We start from the raw sequence: 23,704 nt of genomic DNA on the forward strand, positions 1-23,704 counted from the left end.
TTTTTTATATGAAAGCATACGGTTAAAAAAAATTCCAGCGATTGTCAGCGCTGAAATTCAAATACAAGGGCAAACCCCTACTTCAAGCTGTAGTGGCGATGCACGCCACCACATGCGGCTAGCTCGCCACAGTTCTGCATTTTTTCTTCGTCTTTTTAACCTTCGTCCACAGTAGAGGCCTTCTATTTCGGCCTTATGCCCCCTCGTCAAACCCTCTTGCATCACCTATCATATTATTTATTGATATAAGTTTATTTCTTTTAGAAATTTAGATATTTGCATATGTGGGCAGTTAGCTTAGGTCTCATCATTGGTCTTTCTTTGGGTTTAACAGGCGCGGGCGGCGGTATCTTAGCGGTACCCGCCCTCATGTTCGGTCTGGGATTAACGCTCCCCCAAGCCGCACCTATAGCCTTAATTGCCGTAGGCGCTGCAGCATTGGTAGGTGTATTACAAGCCTTGCGCGACGGCAAAGTACGCTATAAGGCGGCGGCTGTCATGGCTGTGGCAGGTGGTATTACCTCCCCTCTTGGGCTTTGGGCCACCCACTTTGCTGACCCTTATTGGCTAAACATCTGCTTTGCTGTTGTGCTCTTTCTGGTGGCTTTGCGCATGTGGCATCAGACTAGAAAACAGCAATCCTTACCCATGAATGACACGAGTCCACTACCTGCCAAGGTATGCGTGCTCTCGCCCACAAGTGGCAAATTTATCTGGACTCTCGCCACCGCCATCACACTGGCAGGCATAGGTGCAGTAGCAGGTTTTTTTACCGGTCTATTAGGCATAGGGGGCGGATTTATTATTGTGCCGGCCTTGGCTTATTTCAGTAATGCAAAAATGGACAACATCGTACCCACTTCCCTAATGGTGATTGCGCTAGTCTCGGCTACGACAGTGGTCTCGGCCTTTTCACACGGGCTGGCCATTACAGCCCCACAGTGGCTCTTTATCTCCTGCACCATGTTGGGCATGGTTGGCGGGCGCTTAATAGCACCACGTATTCCCGCCCCCCTATGGCAGCGACTTTTTGCTGTGGTGTGCACAATTGTGGCTGTCGTGCTTCTTGCACGCTAAGCAGGCTTTTGTATTTGGCCTTAAGCCCCCTACAATAGCCTCACCATAATAAAATCCTCAGGCTACTTTAGGCATGACCGCGTCAGCCGCTTTTCCCATGAACGAACCCCTAGACTCCTCAGACGATCGTACATCCCGCTCAGAACTGGCTTATCAAAAAATTCTGGACGGTATACGTGAAGGTGCACTAAAACCAGGACACCGTATTACCGAGGTAGAAATTGCCACGTGGCTAAAGATGAGCCGCACCCCTGTTCGAGAGGCTTTACGTCGCTTAGAGACCGCTGGTTTACTTACTAGCGCACCATACAGTGGCATGCAGATTACCCGCCTAGGGTACCAAGAGGTCATGGAGCTTTACGATATGCGTGTAGTGCTAGAAAGCACAGCTGCCGGTTTAGCCGCTAAGCACGCCAGTGACGCCGAGATCTATTCACTAAACGAAATCATGAAGCGCTACGAAGCAGCCAGCACTCCCGTAGAGCAAGCGCGTCATAACCGTGTGTTTCATCACGCGTTGGCCTACGCTGCCCATAATCGCTATCTATTGAAATCCTTGAATTCCATTCGCGATTCTATGATTTTGTTGGGCAAAACTACCTTTGAAGTGGCTGGGCGCGCTCAACAAGTGATTCAAGAGCACCGAAACATTATCAACGCCATCATTGCTCGTGACAGCCAAGCTGCCAGCGATGCTGCTGCCTTGCACATACGCGAAGCTCAAAAAGCACGCATCGCCCTGCTAGGTGAGGAAATAGACGGCGACTAAACGCCTAGATATTGCTCTACCAGCAACCTGTTATCTTGCAGCGCCTGACTACTGCCAGACCACACCACATGCCCTTTTTCCAGCACTACGTGTTGGTTCGCTAACTGCAATAAGGGCTTCAGGTTTTTATCCACAATAATCATGGCTAAGCCGGTCGCGCGCAGCTCGCCTAAAACCCGCCAAATTTCGGCGCGCACTAAGGGCGCCAAGCCTTCGGTGGCCTCATCCAAAATCAACAACCGAGGGTTGGTCATTAAGGCTCGGCCTATGGCTAGCATTTGCTGCTCGCCACCTGACAATTGATTTCCCATATTGCTGCGACGTTCATGCAACCTAGGAAAAAAAGCATAAATACGCTGTAAATCAAATGCAGGGCTGACACCATGCCGGTTTGCTGCTGTGGCCAACAGGTTTTCTTCCACATTTAAGGTAGGAAATATCTGCCTGCCTTCTGGCACGTAACCTATGCCCAAGCGCGCCACTTCAAATGCAGCCAGTTTCTGAGTCGCTTTACCCGAAAAACCAATGCTGCCACGACGCACCGGCAACAACCCCATGATGCATTTCAGCAAGGTGCTTTTACCCATGCCATTACGCCCTAGAAGGGTTAAGACCTCTCCCTCGTTTAGCGTCAGGTTCACGCCATGTAAGGCCTGACTTCTGCCGTAACTGGCGTGTACATCTTGTACCGTTAGCAAGGTAGACATAGCTTACTCCTCATCCCCCAAGTAGGCTCGGTTCACCGCGTCGTTTTGACGTATAGCCTGTGGGGTATCGCACGCAATAATGCGCCCATATACCAGCACCGAAATTCTATCGGCCAACTGAAATACGGCCTCCATATCGTGCTCTACCATCAGAATGCTGTATTGGTTTTTTAGCTCTTGCAGCAAAGCGATCATTTGCTGCGACTCCGAACGACTCATACCCGCCAACGGCTCATCTAACAGCAGCAACGTGGGCTTCATGGCTAAGGCCATGGCTAATTCCAACTGCCTGTGTTCGCCATGCGCCAACGCCATGACGTCATCGTGCGCTCGGTGCGCAAGACCTACCTGCTGCAATGCAGCGATAGCTTCATCACTCACAGCCTGATTGCTACGCACCGGTTTCCATACCTGCCATGCCGAACCCGTACGCGCCAGAATCATCATCATGACGTTTTCCAGCACGCTAAAGCCTTTCAGCAATTGCGTGATTTGGTACGACCTCGCAATGCCCCGCAACGACCGCTGATGGGCAGGTAAAGCGCTGATGTTTTTACCCTGAAAATAGATAGCTCCTGCGTCGGGAGCTAGCTCGCCCACCAACAAGCCCATCAACGTGGTTTTACCCGCGCCGTTAGGGCCTATTAAGGCGTGGCACTCACCAGGTAACACGTCCAACGACACATCATCCGTCGCCACTAAGCCACCAAAGCGTTTTTGTAATCCCTGCACCGACAAGAGCGCGCTCATGATTGGGCCTCCTTGCTAGAGCGACCTATCAACGCTCCCCACAGCCCTTTTCTGGAAAACAACGCAATTAAGAAGATAAACAAACCAATGATGGCCATCCAATGCTGCGTCATACCCGACAAGGCTTCTTCTAGCAGTAAGAATACAGCGGTGCCCAACAACGGCCCCATGACTGTGCCCATGCCACCCAACACAATCATCAACACATAGTCACCAGAAGCCTGCCATGACAAATAGGAGGGTGACGCAAACAAGGTTAGGTTAGCGAGCAACACACCCGCTATCGCGCAAATAACAGCAGAGGCCACATAGGCTGATAACTGATAGCGCAAGCGCGGGAACCCCGCTGCCACCATACGTTGTTCGTTGGCTTTAAAGCCTCGTAGCACATAGCCAAAACGACTATGCACCACCCGCCATATCACGCCCATCACCAACAGCAATACCGCCACCGATACGTAATACAACGTCACTTTATTGTTTAAGTCGGGGAGAAAAGCAAACTGGCTACGCTGTGGGATCAATAACCCATCATCACCACCATATTGCTTTAGGCTGACAAACAAAAAGTAGAACATTTGCCCAAACGCCAAGGTGATCATGATGAACCCTATGCCTCGCGTACGTAAGGACACCAACCCTGTTAGCAATGACACCGCTATGGTGATCACGATTGCTATACCTACCTGCATCCAGCCATCATAAAACCCATGGAAACTGCTAATGCCCACCACATAAGCACCCAGCCCCACGAACATGGCGTGGCCCATACTGACTAAGCCACCAAAGCCTAAAATCAAGTTCAGCCCACTGGCGACTATCGCAAAAATCACGATACGCGTGGCTAAGGTGAGATAAAAACTTTGCCCCAACCACTGCGACAACACCGGTATGGCTAACAGCAAGCCTATCAATACAATAGCGGCTATAGTCCGCACCGAACACCAACGTATGGGCTCAGGGAAGCACAGCGGGAGAGCAGTAGTACGGTGGCAGTTTTTGCCTTGCGATGAAGACGTCATACCTGAAACCCTCAGCGCTTAACCGGAAACAGACCATGCGGCTTAAACGCCAGCACAATAGCCATAAACAAATAAATCAACATAGACGCCAACGCTGGTCCCGCTGCATCTGCCACACTACGCTCTAAAAACCCACGCAGTATCTGTGCCATATACGCACGACCAAGGGTGTCGACAATACCAATCAACAGGGCCGCATAAAAAGCCCCGCGTATAGAACCTATGCCGCCAATCACAATCACGACCAAGGCCAAAATCAATACGTTATCGCCCATACCGGACTGCACCGACACAATGGGCCCCACCAACCAACCTGCTAATGCCGCAAGGCCCGCCCCCACACTAAATAACAGTGTATTAAGCAACCTAGCATTGACCCCCAAGGCCGACACGATATCCACATGCGTAGAGCTTGCACGCACCAGCATACCCACACGGGTGCGGTGTATAAGCCAATAGATCAGCACGGCGACTGCCAACCCCATCGCAATGATCAGCAATCTATACAAGGGATAAAACATACCAAAGATGCTGACTGCACCGTTGGCCCAGTCAGGCACGCTGGCAAACAAGGGCTGCGCGCCCCAGATCATGCGCGCTGTTTCATTGAAAAATAAGATTAACCCTAGCGTTGCCAACACTTGATCCAAGTGGTCACGCGCATACAGGCGCCGTAAGGCGACGAACTCCAAGGCCATCGCCAACAACATGGTGCCACCTACGCCCGCTACCCCCGCCAACACGAAGGAGTCAGTGTGCGTAAAGGTAACGGCCGAAAAGTAGGCCCCCATCATGTAGAAAGACCCGTGGCTGAGGTTCACGAAATTCATGATCCCCAATACCAGCGTTAGCCCAGCGGCAAACAGAAACAGCAACATGCCCAACTGAACCCCGTTGAGCAGTTGCGAGAAAAAGAGATTCCAAAACATCACTGCATCGGGCACGCCTGGTAATAACTATCCTTGGCATCCGTCAAGGTTTTGGTCACCGTCTTCAAGGTAGTTTCCCCACCATCTTGGTTCACCACCTCAAACACGTAAAAGTCTTGTATGGGGTAGTTATTGGTGTTGAATCTGAAGTTGCCACGTACCGACTCAAACTCAGCGGCTTTAATCGCGGCTTGCAACGCGGCAGTATCGTCTACATTACCTTCTACTTTTTTCAACGCAGAATCCAGCAATCTGGCGGCATCGTAAGACTGCGCAGCATACTCAGAGGGAATACGGCCGTATTTCTGCGTGAAATCTTGCACAAACTGTTGGTTGGCGCTGTTGTCTAGGTCTGGCCCCCAGTCTGACGCACTCAATACCCCTACTGCAGAGCCTTTAAGAGCCGGCAAGGTAGTACCGTCCACCGTCGATACACTCATCAACGGAATGCGGCCCATCAATCCAGACTGCTGATACGCACGCACAAAGCTCACGCCCAAGCCACCGGGGTAAAACACATACACGGCATCGGGCTGCTCAGCCATAATGCGCGAAATTTCTGTGGAAAAATCCAACTGATTCAGCGGTGTGTAGATTTCATCTTGCAGTTCTGTTTCGTAGGCTACTTTAAAGCCTCGCACAAAATCTTTACCCGCCTGATAGTTTGGTGCCAGCGTAATCACACGCTCGTAGCCTTGATTCTTGGCATACACACCCATCGTTTCCGCAAACTGATCGTTTTGTTTGCTCATGACAAACACATGGGGATCGCACTGCTCACCCGCCAGTGGCGCAGGGCCAGCACTCGCACTCATGACAATGACATTAGCATCCGCAAACTTCTTGGCCACCGCCATCATGATGTTGGTGAAGGAAAAGCCTGTGACGATAGCCACTTTTTCTTTTTCAATCAGCTCGTCAGCTATTTGACTAGCCACCTCAGGCTTTAGCTGTGTATCACGCTTGATGACCTCTACCGGCACACCGCCCAAGGTGCCGCCGTTTTGCTCTACGACCATCATGAACGCATCAAGCTTATCTTGACCCAATGCCGCTTGCGGGCCGGACAACTCACTCATAAAACCGATTTTGGCAGCCTCTTCAGCTTGCACGCCTGAGCAGGCCATCATCAAACCGATCATCAGTGAAACTGTTCTCATTTTCATCATCATTCCTTTTTAGGCATACCCCAGCATTATAAGCAGTCTTTAGAGACAAGAATGATACGCATTAAGAATTTTTTTACACTTCACAACACCTGCACTACTGACTAGTAGTCATTACCATTCTCAATTAAGAACTACAGGAGTTACCTATGCTTAAAAACGATCTCTCTCATTGGCCGCTTATTACTACCGTCGCCTCGGGCCCCGCTACCATAGAGGAATACGACGGTTTTTTTGAACAATGGGCGCAATGGCTGCAACAAGACCAACCTTTTGCTACCTTGCGTATTTTCATGGATGGTGACTCCCTCACTCATCCTGCGGGTTCAGCCCAGCAATCTAAACTATGGCTACAGCAATGGGGAGCCAACATCCGTGAAAAAGTAACGGGCATGGCTACCGTGGTACCCGCAGACCTTTACCCTAAAGTCAGCAAAATGAATGCTGAAAAACTATTTGGCGTACCAGCACAAACCTTTGACACTATCCCTGCCGCCCTGCAGTGGTTAGAAGAGCAGATTTTCAAGCAGCCTTTGCCAAACTCTGACACACTAGAACATACCATCACTGCCCTGCAAACTGCTGTACGTTCATGACCCCCTCCCCCTCTACACCATTACGCCCTAGGCGTCGCGCCCCTAAAGAACGACGTCTAGAGCTAATGAATGCTGCACAACAGCTGTTCTTAGAAAAAGGCATACAGCACACTAGCGTGGATGACATCGTCATGGCAGCAGGCGTCGCCAAAGGGACCTTCTACGTACACTTTGGCTCTAAAGACATCTTGATGATGGCGCTGCAACAGCGCTTTATTGATGACTTTTGTGTGCGTACTCACCAGGCGTTCCACCAGCCCTATGCCAGTTGGCACCAACGTCTACAGCATTGGTTTGAGGCTGCTCTATCTAGCCTGACGCAACAAGAATTACTGCATGACATGCTGTTTCACGACATACACCCTGCCAGTCGTTCCCTGATGCAGCAGAACCCTGTCATCACACAATTAATTCAGTTCATACAAGAAGGCCTAACGGCTGGTGTATGGCACTGCGAACACCCACACGAAATGGCCATCATGATGTTTCAAAGCATGCACGGTTTGGCCGACACCATGATCTCTAACCACACCCCACAACAGCTTCCTGCATTGGCCTCATTGCTTGCCAATACCTTTGCAGCAGCCCTCTCGCATTAACGCTGTGATTCCCCCATGAGTACTACTGCCTCACCTTCGTTTAACTTTAAACCGCTGTTAGTCGCCAACATGATTTGTAGCATGACCATGATGGCCTTTATTTCGGTGCTAGGCCCCATTGCCCGAGTGCTAGGATTAGCGCCATGGCAAGCCGGTGCTATTGCCACCGCAGGCGGAATTTTCATGATGCTGTCGTCTAGACTGTGGGGACAACGCAGTGACCACATAGGTAGGCGCTCTGTACTACTGCAAGGCGTAGGTGGGTTTTTGCTGAGCAATATTGCCATGTGCATACTGCTCATTGTGGCACTGCAATTCTCGCTGTATGGCATTTTGGTGTTTGCAGGTATGCTGCTCGCCCGTAGTGCAACCGGCCTGTTTTACGCAGCCATTCCCACTTCTGGGCAAGCCTTAGTCGCCGATAATGTCCCACCCGAACAGCGCACTGCCACCATGGCCGCTTTGGGTGCTGCCAACGCGGCAGGTTTGGTGCTTGGACCTGCGCTGGCGGCCAGCCTGTCTAGCCACAGCCTCGCCACTCCGCTTTACCTGATCACGCTCTTACCCTTGGTCGCCCTCTTCATGTTGTGGCGCTACCTGCCTACCCAAGCTCCAAAGGCGCACACCGCCACGGCCGCCGTAGCCTTACACGATCCACGATTACGCAAGCCCATGGCGGTAGCCTTCGTTGCCATGATGTGTGTCGCCATCGCCCAAATCACCATTGGTTTCTTTGCCATTGATCAATTACGACTCTCGCCTGAAGCCGCCGCCCAAGCCTCTGGCACATCGCTGACCTTAGTGGGTATAGGGCTTATTCTCACGCAGCTCGCAGTGCGTCAGTTACAGTGGCCAGCCCAGCGCTTGATACGCGTGGGCGCACTGATTGCTTTAATGGGCTTCGCCACAGCGGCTATAGCCTTATCGACGATGATGCTGGCCACCAGTTTCTTGGTCGTGGCGATTGGTATGGGCTGCATTTTTCCTGCATTTGCTGCGCTGGCATCTAATTCGGTAGAAGCTCACGAACAGGGGGCCGCCGCCGGTTCCATTGGTGCTGCGCAGGGTTTAGGCATGGTGGTAGGCCCCTTAGCCGGAACCTTACTGTATGGGATCACCCCTGGCGTACCTTTCTTTTTTGCCGCCCTACTCTTGGGTGGGATTGCCCTCTTCCGCCTGTAAACATACGCGCGGCTTTTCGATAACAGGGCGCTCCAAGATGTGAGCGCCCGGCCCCAACTTACCCAACTCATCGTACGGGTTGCGCAATGGGCAACTCTCTAACGATAAGCAGCCGCACCCAATACAACTATCCAACTCATCACGTAACCGCGTTAAGCGAGCAATACGCTCGTCCAACCCTTCACGCCACTGCATAGACAACTGATGCCATTCCTCGGCTTTCATGTTGCTGCCATACGCGAAACGCCCAAAAGCCTGCGTAATTTCCTCTAGCGACAAGCCCGCTCGCTGCGCCACTTTAATAATGGCCACGTAGCGCAACGTCACGGCTGGAAAGCAACGGTGGTTATTCGCGCCACGCTTACTTTGTATCAGCCCTTTGCTTTCATAAAAATGAATGGCCGATACCGCTACACCACTACGCTTTGCTACCTCGCCCACGGATAACAATCGCTCGCTAGCCTGTTGCTTTTCCTGCTGGTTCGCTGTTTTCATCGCTTGACCTAAAGTTAACTTGAGGTTTTATAGTAGCGCCAATTAGAACGAGTACACAAGCCGGTATGCGCTTGTGATCTTTTATTGGAGTACAGCATGTCTAACAAAGTAGTCTTTCCGTTTGCCGGCGTTACTGTGCTAGCGCTCGCTGCGCTGGGCTATTACTACCTTCCCGGCGCATCAGCAAAGGCAGGTTACGAATACCCACCCACACCCGTAGCAGTCGCCTCTGTTACGGTGAAGCCTGCCTATCTGGATATTGTGAGCACCGGCGAACTAGAAGCCGCCCAGCAAGTGACCTTAACTGCCGAGGCAGAAGGCCGTATTACAAAACTGCTGATGGAATCGGGCAGCACGGTTCAAGCCGACCAACCCTTAGTGCAATTAAATGACGCCAGCGAACAAGCTGAACGCCAGCGCTTACAAGCCCAACTGACACAAGCAAGGCAACACTACCAACGCACTCGCACCCTACACCGCCAAGGTGTCGCGACGGCCGAGCAACTGGAACAAGCTCAAGCAGCATTGGATATGAGCACTGGCGAATTACGTTTAGTTGAATCGCAAATCGCCAAAAAACAAATCAAAGCCCCTTTCCCGGGCGTATTGGGTGTGCGCCAAGTACACACAGGGCAATACCTGCATACCGGTGACAGCATCGTATCGCTGGTAAATAACGACACGGTCTATGTGAATTTTCAAATTGATGAAAAAAGCGCTGCCCATTTACGCGTAGGCCAACCCCTCACTGTGCAAAGTGATGCCCACCCCGAACAACACTTCGATGCCACCATCACCGCCATTGACCCACTCACCAACCGCTCCCGTAACGTGAGCATACAGGCTCAGCTTAACAACGTAGACGACACACCACGTGCCGGTAGCTCTGCCACCATTCAAGTCAGGATCCCCCAAGCAGGCAACAGCTACTGGGTACCTGAAACGGCGATTAACTATGCCAGCTACGGCAATACCTTATTCACCGTACAAACTACCGAATCAGGCAGCACCTTAGCTAAACGCACCTCGGTAGATGTAGGCCGTCGTGACCAAGGCTTAGCTGAAATTTTGCAAGGACTGCAACCCGACGACCACGTCGTGGTTTCCGGTCAAATCAAACTGCAAGACCAAGCCCCCATTCACGTTAAAGAACACAACAGCTTGGCTTTAGCCAGTAACGAAGGCTAGAACCATGACTTTTACTGATCTGTTTATCCGTCGCCCTGTACTGGCGATTGTCGTGAGTGCATTGATTTGCTTATTAGGTTTACAAGCGTTGGGCAAACTGCCCATACGCCAGTACCCCTTGCTGGAAAACGCCTCTATTACCGTCAGTACCCAATACCCTGGCGCCCCCTCTGATGTGGTGCAAGGCTACATTACCCAACCCATTACCCAAGCCGTCTCTTCGGTAGAGGGCATTGATTACGTGCAGTCCACCTCGGTTCAAGGCCAAAGCCGTGTCACCATTCGCTTGAATCTTAATCAAGACTCCAACAAAGCGCTTACCGAGGTGATGGCACGGGTGAGCCAAATACGCTATAAGCTGCCTAAACAAGCGTATGACCCAGTCATTGAGCGCTCATCGGGGGATTCCACCGCCGTTGCCTACGTAGGCTTCGCGAGCAACACCCTACCTATACCCGAACTTACCGACTACTTATCGCGCGTCGTCGAACCCTTATTTGCCACCATTGATGGGGTGTCCAATGTAGAGGTCTACGGTGGTCAAACACTGGCGATGCGCTTATGGCTAGATACCCAAAAACTCGCCACGCGTGACCTTACCGCCAACGACGTAGCCCAAGCCGTACGCGACAATCATTACATTGCAGCCCCCGGACAAGTCAAAGGGCAATACGTACTGTCTAACATTCAGGTCAATACCGATATTGGTAGCGTGGCTGAGTTTCAAGAACTGGTCATCCGTCACGATAGCGATGGCCCTATTCGCATACGCGATATAGGTACCGTAGAGTTAGCGGCCAACGCCACTGATAGTAGCGGTTTAATGAACGGTGAACCGGCGGTGTATCTGGGTTTATTTTCCACCCCCACCGGCAACCCTCTGGTGATTGTGGATGGCATACGCCAACTGCTGCCTAGCATCCACAGCACCTTGCCACCAGGCGTCAACGTAGAACTGGCCTTTGAAACAGCACGCTTTATCCAAGCTTCTATAGACGAAGTCATGAGCACCCTGCTTGAAGCCATGCTCATCGTGATTGTGGTCATTTACTTGTGCTTGGGCTCATTACGTACTGTACTCGTCCCCTTGGCGACCATCCCACTGTCTATCTTGGGGGCGGCCTCCATTATGCTGGCCTTTGGTTTCAGCATTAACTTGCTTACCTTACTTGCCATCGTGTTAGCCGTAGGGTTGGTGGTGGACGATGCTATTGTGGTCGTTGAAAACGTGCACCGACACATACTAGAGGGTAAAACTCCGGTAGTCGCCGCTTTACTGGGCACACGTGAAGTGGCCGGCCCCGTGATTGCGATGACCCTTACCTTGGCCGCTGTCTACGCACCTATAGGACTGATGGATGGCCTGACCGGAGCCTTGTTCCGCGAGTTCGCCCTTACTCTAGCAGGTGCCGTATTGGTGTCTGGGATCGTCGCCTTAACGCTGTCACCGGTGATGAGCTCGTATCTCTTAAATAGCCAACAGCAAGACGGCAAACTGGCTCAATGGGCTGAGCACTTCTTTAGCACGCTAGGGCAACACTACCACCGCCTGCTGGAAGGCTTGCTACGTCATCACAAAAAAGTACTGGCCGTGGCTGTGCTGATTTTCTTGAGCCTGCCCCTACTGTATAAAATGCCACAGCAAGAGTTGGCTCCGCCAGAAGATCAAGCCCACCTACTCAGTGCCGTGAAGTCCCCACAGTACAGTAACTTGAATTACGCCGAACACTTCTCGCGTCAGCTCACTGAGGTCTTTAATGACATACCTGAAGGTAGAGGCTCGTGGATCATCAACGGCACCGATGGCCCCGCGGCTAGCTTTGGTGGCCTAGAGCTGAGCTCATGGGGCGATAGAGAACGCCCTGCCGTCGAGATTCAACAAGAGCTACAAGGCAAGGTAAGCGATGTAGAAGGCAGCAGTATCTTCATTTTTCAACTGCCACCACTGCCCGGCTCCACCGGCGGCCTACCGGTGCAGCTGGTGCTCAAAAGTACACTGGACTACCCACAACTTTTTGAGGCCATGGAGCAAATCAAGGCTGACGCCTGGAAAAGTGGCTTGTTCGTCGTGGTAGATAGCGACCTAGACTACAACAACCCTGTTACGCGCTTACGCATTGATAGAGCCAAAGCCAATAGTTTAGGCATCAGCATGCAAGCCATTGGTGAGTCGCTGTCCTTATTAATGGGCGAAGACTATATTGCGCGTTTCACCATGCAAGGACGTGCTTATGACGTGATTCCTCAAGGCACGCACTCAGAACGCCTTAGCCCAGATAGCCTGAAACAGCATCGTATACGTACCGCTGCGGGAGACACCATTGCACTCTCTACGATTGTGTCATTAGAAACGGGCGTCACGGCCAACTCGTTAACGCAGTTTGACCAGCAAAATGCTGCCATCTTCCAAGCGATTTTGGCTCCAGGCGTTGCCATGGGAGATGCCGTTAACTTCTTAGAAGACAGCCTAAGCACCTTACCTGCCGACTTTACCCATGACTGGTTGGCCGACTCTAGGCAATTCAAGCAGGAAGGCAACACCTTGGTCTTTGCCTTTATGGGCGCGCTAATTGTGATCTACCTTGTGTTGGCAGCGCAGTACGGGAGTTTTGTTGATCCCTTAATTATTTTGGTCACCGTACCATTGTCCTTATGCGGCGCACTCTTGCCGCTGGCCTTGGGCTTAGGATCACTGAACATCTACACCCAAATTGGACTGGTCACGTTAATTGGGTTGATCAGCAAACACGGCATTTTGATGGTGGAGTTCGCTAATGAACTGCAACACAAATCACAGCTCACTAAGCGCCAAGCCATTTTGCGTGCGGCTGAAATACGCTTACGCCCCGTTTTAATGACTACCGTTGCCATGGTGTTTGGTCTGTTGCCCCTGCTATTTGCCAGCGGCGCAGGCGCAAATAGCCGCTTTGGCCTAGGTGCCGTACTCATTACTGGCATGGCGTTGGGTACCTTATTCACTCTTTTTATCCTGCCCTCTTTCTATTTATTACTCGCCAGAGACCACAGCCAACACAGCCGCACCACACGTCAGCAACAGCTGGAACAATTTGATCTGGAAGCAGGAGTCGAAAAATCATGATCATGCGCCCCCCTTTTCTACTATCGTTGATCGCCAGTAGCGTTTTACTGGTAGGGTGCGCCGTAGGGCCAGATTACGAGCGCCCCATGACACACCAGCTTGCTGAGTCCGCCCTACCGTATCACGACTTTTCTGACGTGCTACCACGCACCCACTGGTGGAGCTGGTTTGCTGATCCTCAGTTAGATCAGCTCATACAACGCGCCTTAGCCTCTAACCACGACATACTCAAAGCAGAGGCCAGGCTCAACAGAGCGCGCGCCTTGCTAGATCAGCAAGACAGCGAGCGCTGGCCGCAAATCACCGGTAGTGCCAGCCAAACCCGCCAAAGCCAGCAAGTGAGCATAGACCCAAACCGTAGAGAGGTAGGCGAACCTCGGCAAGTGGGCATGCAGGTGCAATGGGAAATTGATTTATTTGGTCGGTTAAAACGCTTAAGTGAAGCCGCTACTGCCAACGCACAAGCCTCTAAGGCAGACATCGCTCAAATGCAGCAGCTCATCGCGGCTTGCGTTGCCGACGCGTATTTTTCGTATAGACACCTACAAAAGCAGCTATCCCTTAAAGAGCAGCATATAAAAAGCTGGTCTGAAACCGTCGCCCAACTTCAGGCGGAGTACCGCGCCGGTGCCGGCCTACCAGAAGACAGTGAAGACGCTCAGGCCAGACTGCAGCGCCAGTATCAAGAGCATGAGGCTTTAACCCTAAGCTTGAAACAACAACTGCTCACACTAAAAACCTTGTTGGGGCTAGCCCCTGACGAGGTGTTAGCACTGCACGCAGAGCAAGGCACCACACCCGAAGTGAAAACGCTACCGCTTGCTCACGTCAACGAGTGGATACAGCAGCGTCCCGACGTACGCCGCGCCGAGGCCCAGTTACAAGCCTCTACCGCCCATATAGGTGCTGCCACAGCAAATCTGTACCCACGCCTAAGCTTAAGTAGCTTTTTGGGCTTTTTCTCGCTGGGCACACAAGGATTAAACGCAGCCACACAAGCCTACTCTGCCCAAGGAGTGTTGCAATGGCCGGCCATCAACCTCGCATCCGCCAGAGCACAGTTACGCGCCGCAGAAGCCGATGGTGACTATGCGTTAGTAGACTATCAACAGCGCATACTCACCGCTCAGCAAGAAGTGCAAAGTGCCGTATTGAATATCACCGAGCACCAAAAGCAACTGTACCGATTACTGCAAGCCAGCCAGCACATGCAGCGGGCGGCCGACATTGCACAAGCACGACACCGTGCAGGGGCAGGCAGTTATTTATATGTGTTGGAAACCCAGCGTGCGTTGTTTGATATAGAGCAACAATTACGCCAAGAAGAGTTTACGGCCCAACGTTATGTGGTTCAGCTCTACAAAAGCTTAGGCTGGTGGGGGGCCAATGACGGATAACTGATACAGATAATTTAAACGCAGACACCAGGATTCAGGTTATCGTTAGCACACTTCACGGATTTCTCTTTGCGTATACCTTTCCATGAAAATTGAAACAGCCCTCTATTTCCGCAGCTTCCTGGTGCTGCTTGCGGCGGTCAGCCTGATATTTATCTGGCTGCTACTCCCCTTTTACGGGGCCGTATTTTGGGGAGTGGTCCTAGCCATTATCTTCGCCCCACTGCAACGCCGTATTCTGACGGCCATGAACGGCCGAAAAACACTCGCTGCATTAGCTTCGCTTGTGTTTATTATTCTGATCGTGATTATTCCCGTCATTTTAATTGCGGGCGCGTTAGTACAAGAGATGGTTACTCTCTATAAGCTCATGGAAGGTGGTGAGCTGAATCTAGGGAACTACTTAGATCAGATTCTACGCAGCATGCCCGAAAGCGTACGCAATCTCGCCGATCGCTTACTGGGCGGTGACCTGAATAAAGTACGCGAACAGTTCTCTGACTTTGCGGTAAGTGCTGGTCAATTCCTGACCAAACAAGCCCTAAGCATTGGTAGCAACACGTTCCAATTCTTAGTCAGCTTGGGCATCATGCTCTACCTGCTGTTTTTCTTGCTGCGCGATGGCACGATGTTGGGTAGACACTGCCGTAACCTGATTCCCTTAAGTGAAGAGCAAAAAAGCCACCTGCTACGTAAACTCACCATTGTGGTGCGCGCCACCATCAAAGGGAACTTAGCCGTGGCTGCCACGCAAGGTGCCTTAGGTGGGCTGATCTTCTTTATTTTAGGCATTCAAGCATCGCTGTTCTGGGGCGTACTCATGGCTGTACTGTCCTTGCTGCCCGCCGTAGGGGCGTCACTGATCTGGGGGCCAGTAGCCATTTATTTCTTCGCCACAGGCCAAGTATTTGAAGGTACAGTTTTGACCGCCTTTGGCCTCTTTGTGATCGGTTTAGTCGATAACGTACTTCGCCCATTGCTGGTAGGTAAAGACACAAAAATCCCCGATTACATCATTCTAATTTCCACACTGGGTGGCTTATCGCTGTTTGGCTTAAACGGCTTTGTGATTGGCCCACTGATTGCTGCCCTCTTTATGGCTTGCTGGGACTTATTTCCTGCAGCGCTTGAACAGCGCAATCGCAGTTTGGAAGAAGAGCGCAATCAGCGCCACTAGCCAACCATTCCCTATACGCACAAACAACAGCGGCAGGCTTTTTAGCCTGCCGCTGTTGTTTGTATATGTAAAACGTCTGCGTTAAGCGACTGCAGCCGTACGGCCATAACGCAAGAAGCGCCCAGAAAACCCTTTAGGATTTGCCTCCGTAGGCTCTTCTTTCAGCTCGGTATTTTCTAAAAGCTCAAAACCGTGCTCTTTTAATGCTTTTCCAAAGCGCCCCGCATAACCTCTATTTGGGTCTACTAACCAAAACTCGGCGGTGGGCTCACTATGCTGATCAATGAACTCAGCCAACTCATCTGGCATATCAGGCTCATACAAGACGTCACTTGCAATCACCAGATCAAAACGACTTTCCAACACCTCAAGCCCATAGATTTTGGCTTGCTGGTTGAAGTTTTTACCCCAGCGACCATACTTATAGCGCAGTGGTAAAAGTTTGTTCAAATGTACATTCCTACGCAAAAACTCGCCACCTAAGGGGTGGGTATCACTTGCTGTAATCTGTAGGCCGCGCTGGTGCGCCACCAAACTAGCCAACCCTAAACCGCAACCTATTTCCAATATGCGGCATTTTTTATCTAGCTCACGCGTGGCCACTTTATTCGCCAAATGAATGCTAGATGGCCAAAGCTGACCAAACACTGGCCACATCGCTGATGAAACGCCCAAACGTGCGGCCATACCCTTGTAATCATGGAATTGCTGAGTGTCGGCCAATGTACGCAGACGCATATTGCCAGCCTCTCGTACATTCACAGTTTGTATACGTGTTTCATACGCATGCATACTACTCTCCCTAAAACCCATAACACTCTATAGCATGGACCATTATGGAGAACAATGCAAATTTCGCCGATTTTATAGAAATTTAACGAAAGATAAAAGTAAAATAAAAACTTTTAGAAACAAGAAAAATCCTCAGCCGCTACGTTAACCCACCATTTTCAATGCCACGATAGAAGCAATAATCAACAACAAGTAGAAAAACTTGCGGGCCCCACCTTTATCGCCCCATAAAATGATGCCCGACACCACCGTACCTATCACCCCTATTCCTGTGTAGGCGGTATAGGCAATAGATACATCAATAGTACGCATAGACAGATATAAGAAATACAACGAGCTAGATAAGCCCAAGCCATACACCACGGCTCCGCGCCTATACCGCTTACACACCATATCCCTAATACCCGCCACCACAAAAATTTCCAGAAGCCCCGCTAACACCAAAAACAACCAACTCATGCTAGGCCTCGTTCTGCTTAAGCTTAATCACAGAGAACAAGATCACCGCAATAGCCACTACCGCCGCCCACTTCAGTTCTTTTCCAAAATACAGCACATCCAACATGTAAGTGCCTACTGTCCCAAAGGTCACAAACACCACATACGCAAAAGCCGCCCCCATGCGTTGAGCCGCCAGCACCATAAAGATAAAACTGCCCACGATGCACACTACCGTCGCCACCCACTCCAACGGGCTCACTGCGTACTTCAGACCTGCCGCCCACAGCACCTCCAGTGCACTGGAAATCACTAGAAAAACCCAACTCAACATGAAATAACACCAACTTATGTAGGATGTTTACGTTGCCTGCCTGCCCATCAAGCCCGCAATATCATTAAATGTGTCTTGCCACGCTTGGTCACTCAAATCTGCCAACCCAAAATAGCGCAACACAAATGCCCCTTCGGTAGCAAAATACGCAATACGCGCGTTTCTTCCCTCTGGGGTGGTGGTATCTAACTCGGCCAACCGCTCATAATGCCAACGCTTGATCCACTCTCGTAACTCTTTAGCCTCTAACAACACACTGAGATGACAGGCTGCTCGCGCAATCAACGCCTGCTCATCTGCCGTGATGTGTATGTGGTGGCTAATCTTATCAATACTAGATAAGTCGTCGAGTGAAACGCCTGCGGCCTTTTCTAGACACGCATCGTAGCGATGCCCCCATCGCTCTAGCATGGCATTGACTAAGCCTTGTTTAGTGCCAAAGCACGATTGCACGCCACCTTTACTAATGCCTATAGCCTTGGCTACAGCATCAATAGTGAGCGCGGCAGCCCCGCTTTTATCCACAATTTCCTCTGCGGCATCCAGCACCTTGTCTCTGTCTATACTGCGGGGTTTACTCATTTCACCACCATTGAATACATACGTATGTATTGTATTGGATCAGTAAAAAATCCAGCAATCTATTTTGTCGTAATCCTAGATGGCAAACTTGGCCCTCCCCATCCCTAGAAAACCCATCATACGAGATACAATTGCCATACCTATTCGCCTTTACTAAATCCCTCTTAGTTGGTAACTAAACATTTCTTCTAAGCAAAACTCTTTTTATCAAAATAGGTAGAGTTTTGCTTCCGCCCTTATTTGCTTAGCTTGTACTATTTTTATCCGTGTAATGACTTTCTACCTCAGCTCTGTAGAAAATAACATATCGTTACTTTTGGTGGGTTATATCGCCGCCTAGCGGCCTGCCTTCCCCCTAGATCCAACACAAGAAAATAGCGCATCTTTAGGCTCAAGCATGTCACAATGCCACGAAGCAATCATGATCGTTTATGCTGCATAAGCGTGAGCGCTATACCCCCCAACCTAGGGATTACACATGAAGTCATCACCCCGGATTCTCGTCATTATGGGCAGTGTACGTCTGCAACGGATTAGCCCTTTGCTGGCCGACTGGGTAGCCAATGTGGGAAGACTATGTTTACCAGAGGCTATCTTTGAACTGGTGGACTTGCGCAACTGGCCTCTACCTATGATGGATGAACCCGCCATCCCTGCGCATGCAGCGGATTACAGCACGCCCCATGCACAAGCATGGAGCCAAAAAATCGCTAGTGCTGATGCCTTTGTGTTTGTGACGCCCCAATATAACTGGGGGTACCCTGCCGCGTTGAAAAATGCGTTGGATCACCTCTACCATGAGTGGCAACATAAACCGGCATTAATTGTGAGCTATGGCGCCCATGGTGGTGACAAGTGCGCCGCTCAACTGCGGCAAGTACTTACAGCACTTAGCTTGCACGTTACTGAACAACACGTAGCGTTAACACTAAGCTCTGAACAAATTTTGCGTAACGATGGGTATATCGCTTTACCAGAAGCCGTACAAAGCCAAGGCGCAGCATTACAAACTGGGCTAATGGAATTACGCCAACTGCTGCGTTAAATTCTTTTCTAATTTCGCATTACTAAGCTGTGTCAGGATTATGGCAATGCTCTGTCTTGCGTTCGCCAAAACAAGAGTAAACATTGCCATTCACCATAAAAACCAATGTCTTAAAACATTCAAAAAAAACTAAAAATATAATCATTGGCTATATAAGAACCATTTTTTCTGCATGATGTTTTTATCAATATGCTATTTTTCTGCTATTTATCATCAGAAAACAGAAATCTTTGGTAATAAAATACAATATTTGTTACTTATGTTTCTTTAAAATCCCTTCTAGAATCTCCACATCATTAGAGATTTTGCAGCACAGAAACTAAAACAATAATTTTCTAGCCATCAAAACGTACAAAAGAAGTTGTTTCAAGCCTAACTCGGCCCAACCCTTTTCTTTCCATGAGGTTATAGAAATGGCTCTGCACTCAAAAGATGACATTCGCGATCGCATGTTTGATGACGTGTACGCATCCACCGACCTATCGGTAGTCATGCCTAAGTACAAAATGCCTGAAAATGAGCATGATCCCCGTCACGCCTATCAAGTCGTGCACGATGAACTCATGATGGATGGTAACTCGCGCCAAAACTTGGCCACTTTTTGCCAAACCTGGGTAGACGATGAAGCCCGCCGTCTTATGGATGAATCCATAGACAAAAACATGATTGATAAAGACGAGTACCCACAAACAGCCGAAATCGAGTCACGCTGCGTGCACATGATTGCAGATTTGTGGAATTCGCCTGACGCGGCCAACACGATGGGTTGCTCTACCACCGGCTCATCTGAAGCGGCTATGTTAGGTGGCTTGGCCTTAAAGTGGAGCTGGCGCAAAAAAATGCAAGCTGCTGGCAAACCCACCGATAAACCCAACCTCATTTGTGGCCCCGTACAAATTTGCTGGCATAAGTTTGCTCGCTACTTTGATGTAGAGCTGCGTGAAATCCCATTAGAGGGCGACCGCCTCATTATGTCGCCTGAAGAAGTACTAAAGCGTGTAGACGAAAACACCATAGGCGTAGTGCCTACGATGGGTGTTACCTTTACCTGCGACTACGAGCCCGTCAAAGCCGTTAGCGATGCCCTAGACAAGCTGCAAAAAGATACAGGTTTGGATATTCCTATACACGTGGATGGTGCGAGCGGCGGCTTCTTAGCCCCCTTTTGTGCCCCTGAAATTGAGTGGGACTTCCGCCTACCTCGCGTAAAATCCATTAACTCCTCTGGCCACAAATTTGGTTTAGCGCCACTTGGAGTAGGTTGGGTAGTCTGGCGTGATGCAGCAAGCCTGCCTGAAGAACTCATCTTTAACGTCAACTACTTAGGTGGCAACATGCCCACCTTTGCACTGAACTTTTCACGCCCTGGTGGTCAGATCGTCGCGCAATACTACAACTTCCTGCGCTTGGGTAAAGAAGGCTATAGACGCATTCAAACCGCATGCTATGACACGGCCAAATACTTGTCCCGCGAAATAGAAAAATTTGGCCCCTTCAAAATCATCTTTGACGGTGACATGAAAAAAGGCATCCCTGCCCTGTCATGGACTATTAAAGAGGAATACAAAGGCAAAGTGAACTTCAGCCTTTACGACTTTGCTGACCGCTTACGCAGCCGTGGCTGGCAAGTACCCGCGTATTCGATGCCAGCCAACCGCGAGGATTTGGTGGTACAGCGCATTTTAGTGCGCCATGGCGTAAGCCGTGATTTGGCCGATTTGCTGCTGGCCGACTTCCAACGCACATTAGATTACTTTGCCAAACGGCCTGTCTCTCAGCCGTTGGATGAGCAAGAGGCCGGCGGCTTCCATCACTAACGCATAGCCCCCAGAAAGAGGTCATTCATCAATGGCCTCTTTCTATATCCCCTGCCTGTTCCTGTTTTCCCTACCTTACTAAAGAGGGTAACGATGAGCACGACAACACAAAACCAACCCGCAGCGAAGATGTCTATCGCTACCATTGCCATCATGAACATCACGGCCGTGGTCAGCCTGCGCTTCTTGCCATCTGAAGCGGAGTATGGCTTAGGCTCTATATTCTTCTTCGCCTTTGCTGCACTCGTTTTCCTTATTCCCATGGCATTAGTCGCAGCCGAACTCGCTACTACCTACCCTGAAAAAGGGGGCGTTTTCCGCTGGGTAAGTGAAGCATTTGGCCCTAGATTAGGCTTCTTAGCCATGGCCATGGTGTGGATTGAAGTGATTCCCTACTTCCCCACTGTACTAACCTTTGGCGCCGTATCTATCGCCTTTATTGATCCTACCGTCAGTATGGCCGAATCCATTTCTGCCAACAAATGGTATATCACCAGTTTCGTCCTAATCGTGTATTGGATTTCAGTGGCCATTGCCTTACGCGGCGTAGGTATCTTTGCCAGTGTTTCTAAATGGTGCGGTATTGTAGGTACCATTATTCCTGCGGGTATTGTCACCCTTTTAGGCTTTGCCTATTTACTGTTCAGCGGCAACAAGCCATTGGTAGAGCTATCGTGGGGCGCGCTGATGCCTGACTTCAGCAACTTCAGTACAGTGGTATTGGCCGCCAGTATTTTCCTTGCCTATGCGGGGATGGAAATGAACGCCGTACACGTGAAGGACATGGACAACCCCACTAAGAAATACCCCATCGCTATCACCATAGCATCCTTAGGTACTGTAGCGATTTTCTTGCTCAGCACACTAGGTATTGCCTTCATCGTGCCCGCTCAAGATATCAACCTAACCCAAAGCTTGCTCTTAGCCTACGACCTGCTGTTCAAATGGCTAGGTGTTCCATGGCTAGGTTCTATTGTGGCAGTTATGTTGGCCTTTGGCGTGTTGGGTGGTGTGGTGACATGGATTGCCGGCCCCAATACCGGGGTACTGGCCGTAGCCAAGGCCGGCTATCTACCCCGCTGGTTTCAAAAAACCAATAAACACGGCATGGGTGTGAACCTTATGCTGGTACAGGCCGTGATTGTGTCCATTTTGTCTATCACCTTCGTAGTCATGCCATCGGTGCAAGCTGCCTTCCAAATTCTGTCGCAGCTTACGGTGATCCTGTACTTGGTGATGTATTTGCTGATGTTCGCAGCTGGCATCCGCCTACGCCGTACTCAACCAGATAGACCTCGTCCCTACCGTGCCCCAGCCATGTACCTATGGGCCTCACTGGGTTTCTTAGGTTCGCTCATCGCTTTTGCACTAAGCTTTGTACCACCCAGCCAAATCGCTGTAGGTAGCCCCACGTCGTACTTCCTGTACTTGGTTGTTTTGGTGGCGATCTTTGTGGCGATACCGTTAATTATCTATGCGCAGCGCAAACCCAGTTGGCGCGACCCTAACTCTGACTTTGAACCCTTTACATGGGAAGCTAACGCCACCACAGCACCTAACGGCACTCCAACGGCGAGCAACGCCCACACAGGAGCAGGCACGTGTTAGATCTCTCTACCCTACACTCTGTCGTAGAGCAGTCATATCGCGAGTTTGGCCAGGCCCCTGGTGGGGCCAATGCTGATTACATCCCTTTTCTCGCGAACATCCCAAGTGACCTCTCGGCTCTGGCGGTGGTCACTGCCAATGGTGATGTTATTTCTGCAGGCGATATACACTACCGCTTTGCCATAGAGTCTATTTCCAAGGTATGCACACTGGCTTTGGCCTTAGAGGACTGGGGAGCACAAACCGTGCAGCAGAAAATAGGTGCTGATGCCACTGGCATGCCTTTTAATTCTGTCATGGCCTTAGAACTGCACGGTGGTAAACCCTTATCGCCTCTGGTGAATGCCGGTGCTATTGCTAGCGCTAGCCTCATCAAAGCCGAAAACACGGAGGATCGCTGGAACCGCATTCTGGGCATGCAGCGTAAATTGGGATCACCACAAATCAAGCTATCCAGTCCACTGAATGAGTCCGAGCAAAGCACCAACTTTCATAATCGTGCTATTGCTTGGTTGCTGTACTCATCGGGCTACTTATACTGCGACCCCATGGAAGCTTGCGATGTGTACACCCGTCAATGCTCTACCCTACTCACCACCGTAGAACTCGCCACTATGGGAGCCACACTTGCCACGGGCGGCATTAATCCCCTTAGTAAAGAGCGCGTACTTAGTCCAGACAACACCCCTCGCATTCTGGCAGACATGACAATGGAAGGCTTGTATGACACCTCGGGAGATTGGGCCTACACCGTAGGTCTACCCGGAAAAAGCGGTGTGGGTGGCGGCATCCTTGCCGTGGTGCCTGGCGTGATGGGAATTGCCGCTTTCTCCCCCCCGCTGGATGACATAGGCAATAGCGTACGGGGCCAGAAAATGGTTGCGTCTGTCGCCAACACACTGGGCTACAACCTGTATAAAAGCTAACCCAACTT

The 23,704-nt window shown here is 50.6% G+C and carries 23 protein-coding genes; 13 read left to right on the top strand and 10 right to left on the bottom strand.

Annotated features, from left to right (window positions below; all coding sequences use genetic code 11):
* Nucleotides 1-282 precede the first annotated feature (282 nt).
* Together GY634_RS09890 and GY634_RS09895 are read left to right on the top strand one after the other, a co-directional pair.
* On the top strand, nt 283-1,077 hold the full coding sequence (locus GY634_RS09890; protein WP_166408367.1) for a sulfite exporter TauE/SafE family protein: 795 nt from the start codon (nt 283-285) through the stop codon (nt 1,075-1,077).
* Between the two features lie 73 nt (nt 1,078-1,150).
* A complete protein-coding gene (locus tag GY634_RS09895) occupies nt 1,151-1,846 on the top strand; it encodes a GntR family transcriptional regulator (RefSeq protein ID WP_242683677.1) in 696 nt (231 codons plus the stop codon).
* On the opposite strand, the gene GY634_RS09900 is transcribed toward GY634_RS09895, so the two are convergent.
* Genes GY634_RS09900 through GY634_RS09920 form a run of 5 tightly spaced genes read right to left on the bottom strand, consistent with a single transcriptional unit; the run spans nt 1,843 to nt 6,414 of the window.
* Entirely contained in the window at nt 1,843-2,553 is a 711-nt protein-coding gene (locus tag GY634_RS09900; RefSeq protein ID WP_166408368.1) for an ABC transporter ATP-binding protein, read from the bottom strand. The two genes, GY634_RS09895 and GY634_RS09900, sit on opposite strands and share 4 nt — an antisense overlap.
* A 3-nt stretch (nt 2,554-2,556) precedes the next feature.
* The gene (locus GY634_RS09905) at nt 2,557-3,303 is read right to left on the bottom strand and encodes an ABC transporter ATP-binding protein (RefSeq protein WP_207625570.1); all 747 of its coding nucleotides are present in this window, start codon (nt 3,301-3,303) and stop codon (nt 2,557-2,559) included.
* Nucleotides 3,300-4,325, bottom strand: a complete 1,026-nt coding sequence (locus GY634_RS09910; RefSeq protein WP_166408369.1) for a branched-chain amino acid ABC transporter permease — start codon at nt 4,323-4,325, stop codon at nt 3,300-3,302. Before GY634_RS09910 ends, GY634_RS09905 begins: the two co-directional genes overlap by 4 nt.
* Nucleotides 4,326-4,336: 11 nt before the next feature.
* The gene (locus GY634_RS09915) at nt 4,337-5,254 is read right to left on the bottom strand and encodes a branched-chain amino acid ABC transporter permease (RefSeq protein WP_166408370.1); all 918 of its coding nucleotides are present in this window, start codon (nt 5,252-5,254) and stop codon (nt 4,337-4,339) included.
* Nucleotides 5,254-6,414 (bottom strand): ABC transporter substrate-binding protein, encoded by a 1,161-nt coding sequence (locus GY634_RS09920; protein WP_242683678.1) that lies wholly within the window; start codon nt 6,412-6,414, stop codon nt 5,254-5,256. The genes GY634_RS09915 and GY634_RS09920 overlap by 1 nt, the downstream gene beginning before the upstream one ends.
* 155 nt (nt 6,415-6,569) lie before the next feature.
* On the opposite strand from GY634_RS09920, the gene GY634_RS09925 reads away from it, so the two are divergent.
* Genes GY634_RS09925 through GY634_RS09935 form a run of 3 tightly spaced genes read left to right on the top strand, consistent with a single transcriptional unit; the run spans nt 6,570 to nt 8,797 of the window.
* Nucleotides 6,570-7,016: a hypothetical protein gene (locus GY634_RS09925; protein ID WP_166408372.1), complete on the top strand. Its 447-nt coding sequence runs from the start codon at nt 6,570-6,572 to the stop codon at nt 7,014-7,016.
* Nucleotides 7,013-7,615, top strand: a complete 603-nt coding sequence (locus GY634_RS09930; protein ID WP_166408373.1) for a TetR/AcrR family transcriptional regulator — start codon at nt 7,013-7,015, stop codon at nt 7,613-7,615. Before GY634_RS09925 ends, GY634_RS09930 begins: the two co-directional genes overlap by 4 nt.
* Nucleotides 7,616-7,630: 15 nt before the next feature.
* Entirely contained in the window at nt 7,631-8,797 is a 1,167-nt protein-coding gene (locus GY634_RS09935) for an MFS transporter (protein ID WP_166408374.1), read from the top strand.
* Here the strand turns inward: GY634_RS09935 and soxR are convergent.
* Complete coding sequence (gene soxR, locus GY634_RS09940; RefSeq protein WP_166408375.1) at nt 8,762-9,292, bottom strand: redox-sensitive transcriptional activator SoxR; 531 nt, start codon at nt 9,290-9,292, stop codon at nt 8,762-8,764. The two genes, GY634_RS09935 and soxR, sit on opposite strands and share 36 nt — an antisense overlap.
* A 96-nt stretch (nt 9,293-9,388) precedes the next feature.
* On the opposite strand from soxR, the gene GY634_RS09945 reads away from it, so the two are divergent.
* From GY634_RS09945 to GY634_RS09960, 4 genes are all read left to right on the top strand, one after another.
* Nucleotides 9,389-10,480: an efflux RND transporter periplasmic adaptor subunit gene (locus tag GY634_RS09945; protein ID WP_166408376.1), complete on the top strand. Its 1,092-nt coding sequence runs from the start codon at nt 9,389-9,391 to the stop codon at nt 10,478-10,480.
* Between the two features lie 4 nt (nt 10,481-10,484).
* On the top strand, nt 10,485-13,580 hold the full coding sequence (locus GY634_RS09950; protein WP_166408377.1) for a MexW/MexI family multidrug efflux RND transporter permease subunit: 3,096 nt from the start codon (nt 10,485-10,487) through the stop codon (nt 13,578-13,580).
* The gene (locus GY634_RS09955; protein WP_166408378.1) at nt 13,577-14,977 is read left to right on the top strand and encodes an efflux transporter outer membrane subunit; all 1,401 of its coding nucleotides are present in this window, start codon (nt 13,577-13,579) and stop codon (nt 14,975-14,977) included. Before GY634_RS09950 ends, GY634_RS09955 begins: the two co-directional genes overlap by 4 nt.
* 85 nt (nt 14,978-15,062) lie before the next feature.
* A complete protein-coding gene (locus GY634_RS09960) occupies nt 15,063-16,154 on the top strand; it encodes an AI-2E family transporter (protein ID WP_166408379.1) in 1,092 nt (363 codons plus the stop codon).
* Nucleotides 16,155-16,235: 81 nt separating this feature from the next.
* Here the strand turns inward: GY634_RS09960 and GY634_RS09965 are convergent, their stop codons facing one another.
* From GY634_RS09965 to GY634_RS09980, 4 genes are all read right to left on the bottom strand, one after another.
* Nucleotides 16,236-16,946 (bottom strand): class I SAM-dependent methyltransferase, encoded by a 711-nt coding sequence (locus GY634_RS09965; RefSeq protein WP_166408380.1) that lies wholly within the window; start codon nt 16,944-16,946, stop codon nt 16,236-16,238.
* A gap of 144 nt (nt 16,947-17,090) precedes the next feature.
* Nucleotides 17,091-17,405 carry a DMT family transporter gene (locus GY634_RS09970; protein ID WP_166408381.1) on the bottom strand — a complete coding sequence of 105 codons (315 nt, stop codon included), beginning with the start codon at nt 17,403-17,405 and terminating at the stop codon, nt 17,091-17,093.
* Nucleotide 17,406: 1 nt separating this feature from the next.
* Entirely contained in the window at nt 17,407-17,718 is a 312-nt protein-coding gene (locus tag GY634_RS09975) for a DMT family transporter (protein WP_166408382.1), read from the bottom strand.
* 27 nt (nt 17,719-17,745) lie between these two features.
* Nucleotides 17,746-18,300 carry a TetR/AcrR family transcriptional regulator gene (locus tag GY634_RS09980; protein WP_166408383.1) on the bottom strand — a complete coding sequence of 185 codons (555 nt, stop codon included), beginning with the start codon at nt 18,298-18,300 and terminating at the stop codon, nt 17,746-17,748.
* Nucleotides 18,301-18,778: 478 nt separating this feature from the next.
* On the opposite strand from GY634_RS09980, the gene GY634_RS09985 reads away from it, so the two are divergent.
* The 4 genes from GY634_RS09985 (at nt 18,779) to glsA (ending at nt 23,696) form a co-directional block, all read left to right on the top strand.
* The gene (locus GY634_RS09985; RefSeq protein WP_166408384.1) at nt 18,779-19,345 is read left to right on the top strand and encodes an NADPH-dependent FMN reductase; all 567 of its coding nucleotides are present in this window, start codon (nt 18,779-18,781) and stop codon (nt 19,343-19,345) included.
* Nucleotides 19,346-19,758: 413 nt separating this feature from the next.
* Nucleotides 19,759-21,162: a glutamate decarboxylase gene (gene gad / locus GY634_RS09990; protein ID WP_166408385.1), complete on the top strand. Its 1,404-nt coding sequence runs from the start codon at nt 19,759-19,761 to the stop codon at nt 21,160-21,162.
* A 93-nt stretch (nt 21,163-21,255) separates the two neighbouring features.
* Entirely contained in the window at nt 21,256-22,770 is a 1,515-nt protein-coding gene (gene gadC, locus GY634_RS09995; protein ID WP_166408386.1) for a glutamine/gamma-aminobutyrate antiporter GadC, read from the top strand.
* The gene (gene glsA, locus GY634_RS10000; RefSeq protein WP_166408387.1) at nt 22,764-23,696 is read left to right on the top strand and encodes a glutaminase A; all 933 of its coding nucleotides are present in this window, start codon (nt 22,764-22,766) and stop codon (nt 23,694-23,696) included. Before gadC ends, glsA begins: the two co-directional genes overlap by 7 nt.
* The last annotated feature ends 8 nt before the right edge of the window (nt 23,697-23,704 follow it).

Source organism: Paenalcaligenes suwonensis, from assembly GCF_011290505.1.
GTDB classification, from domain to species: domain Bacteria; phylum Pseudomonadota; class Gammaproteobacteria; order Burkholderiales; family Burkholderiaceae_B; genus Paenalcaligenes; species Paenalcaligenes suwonensis.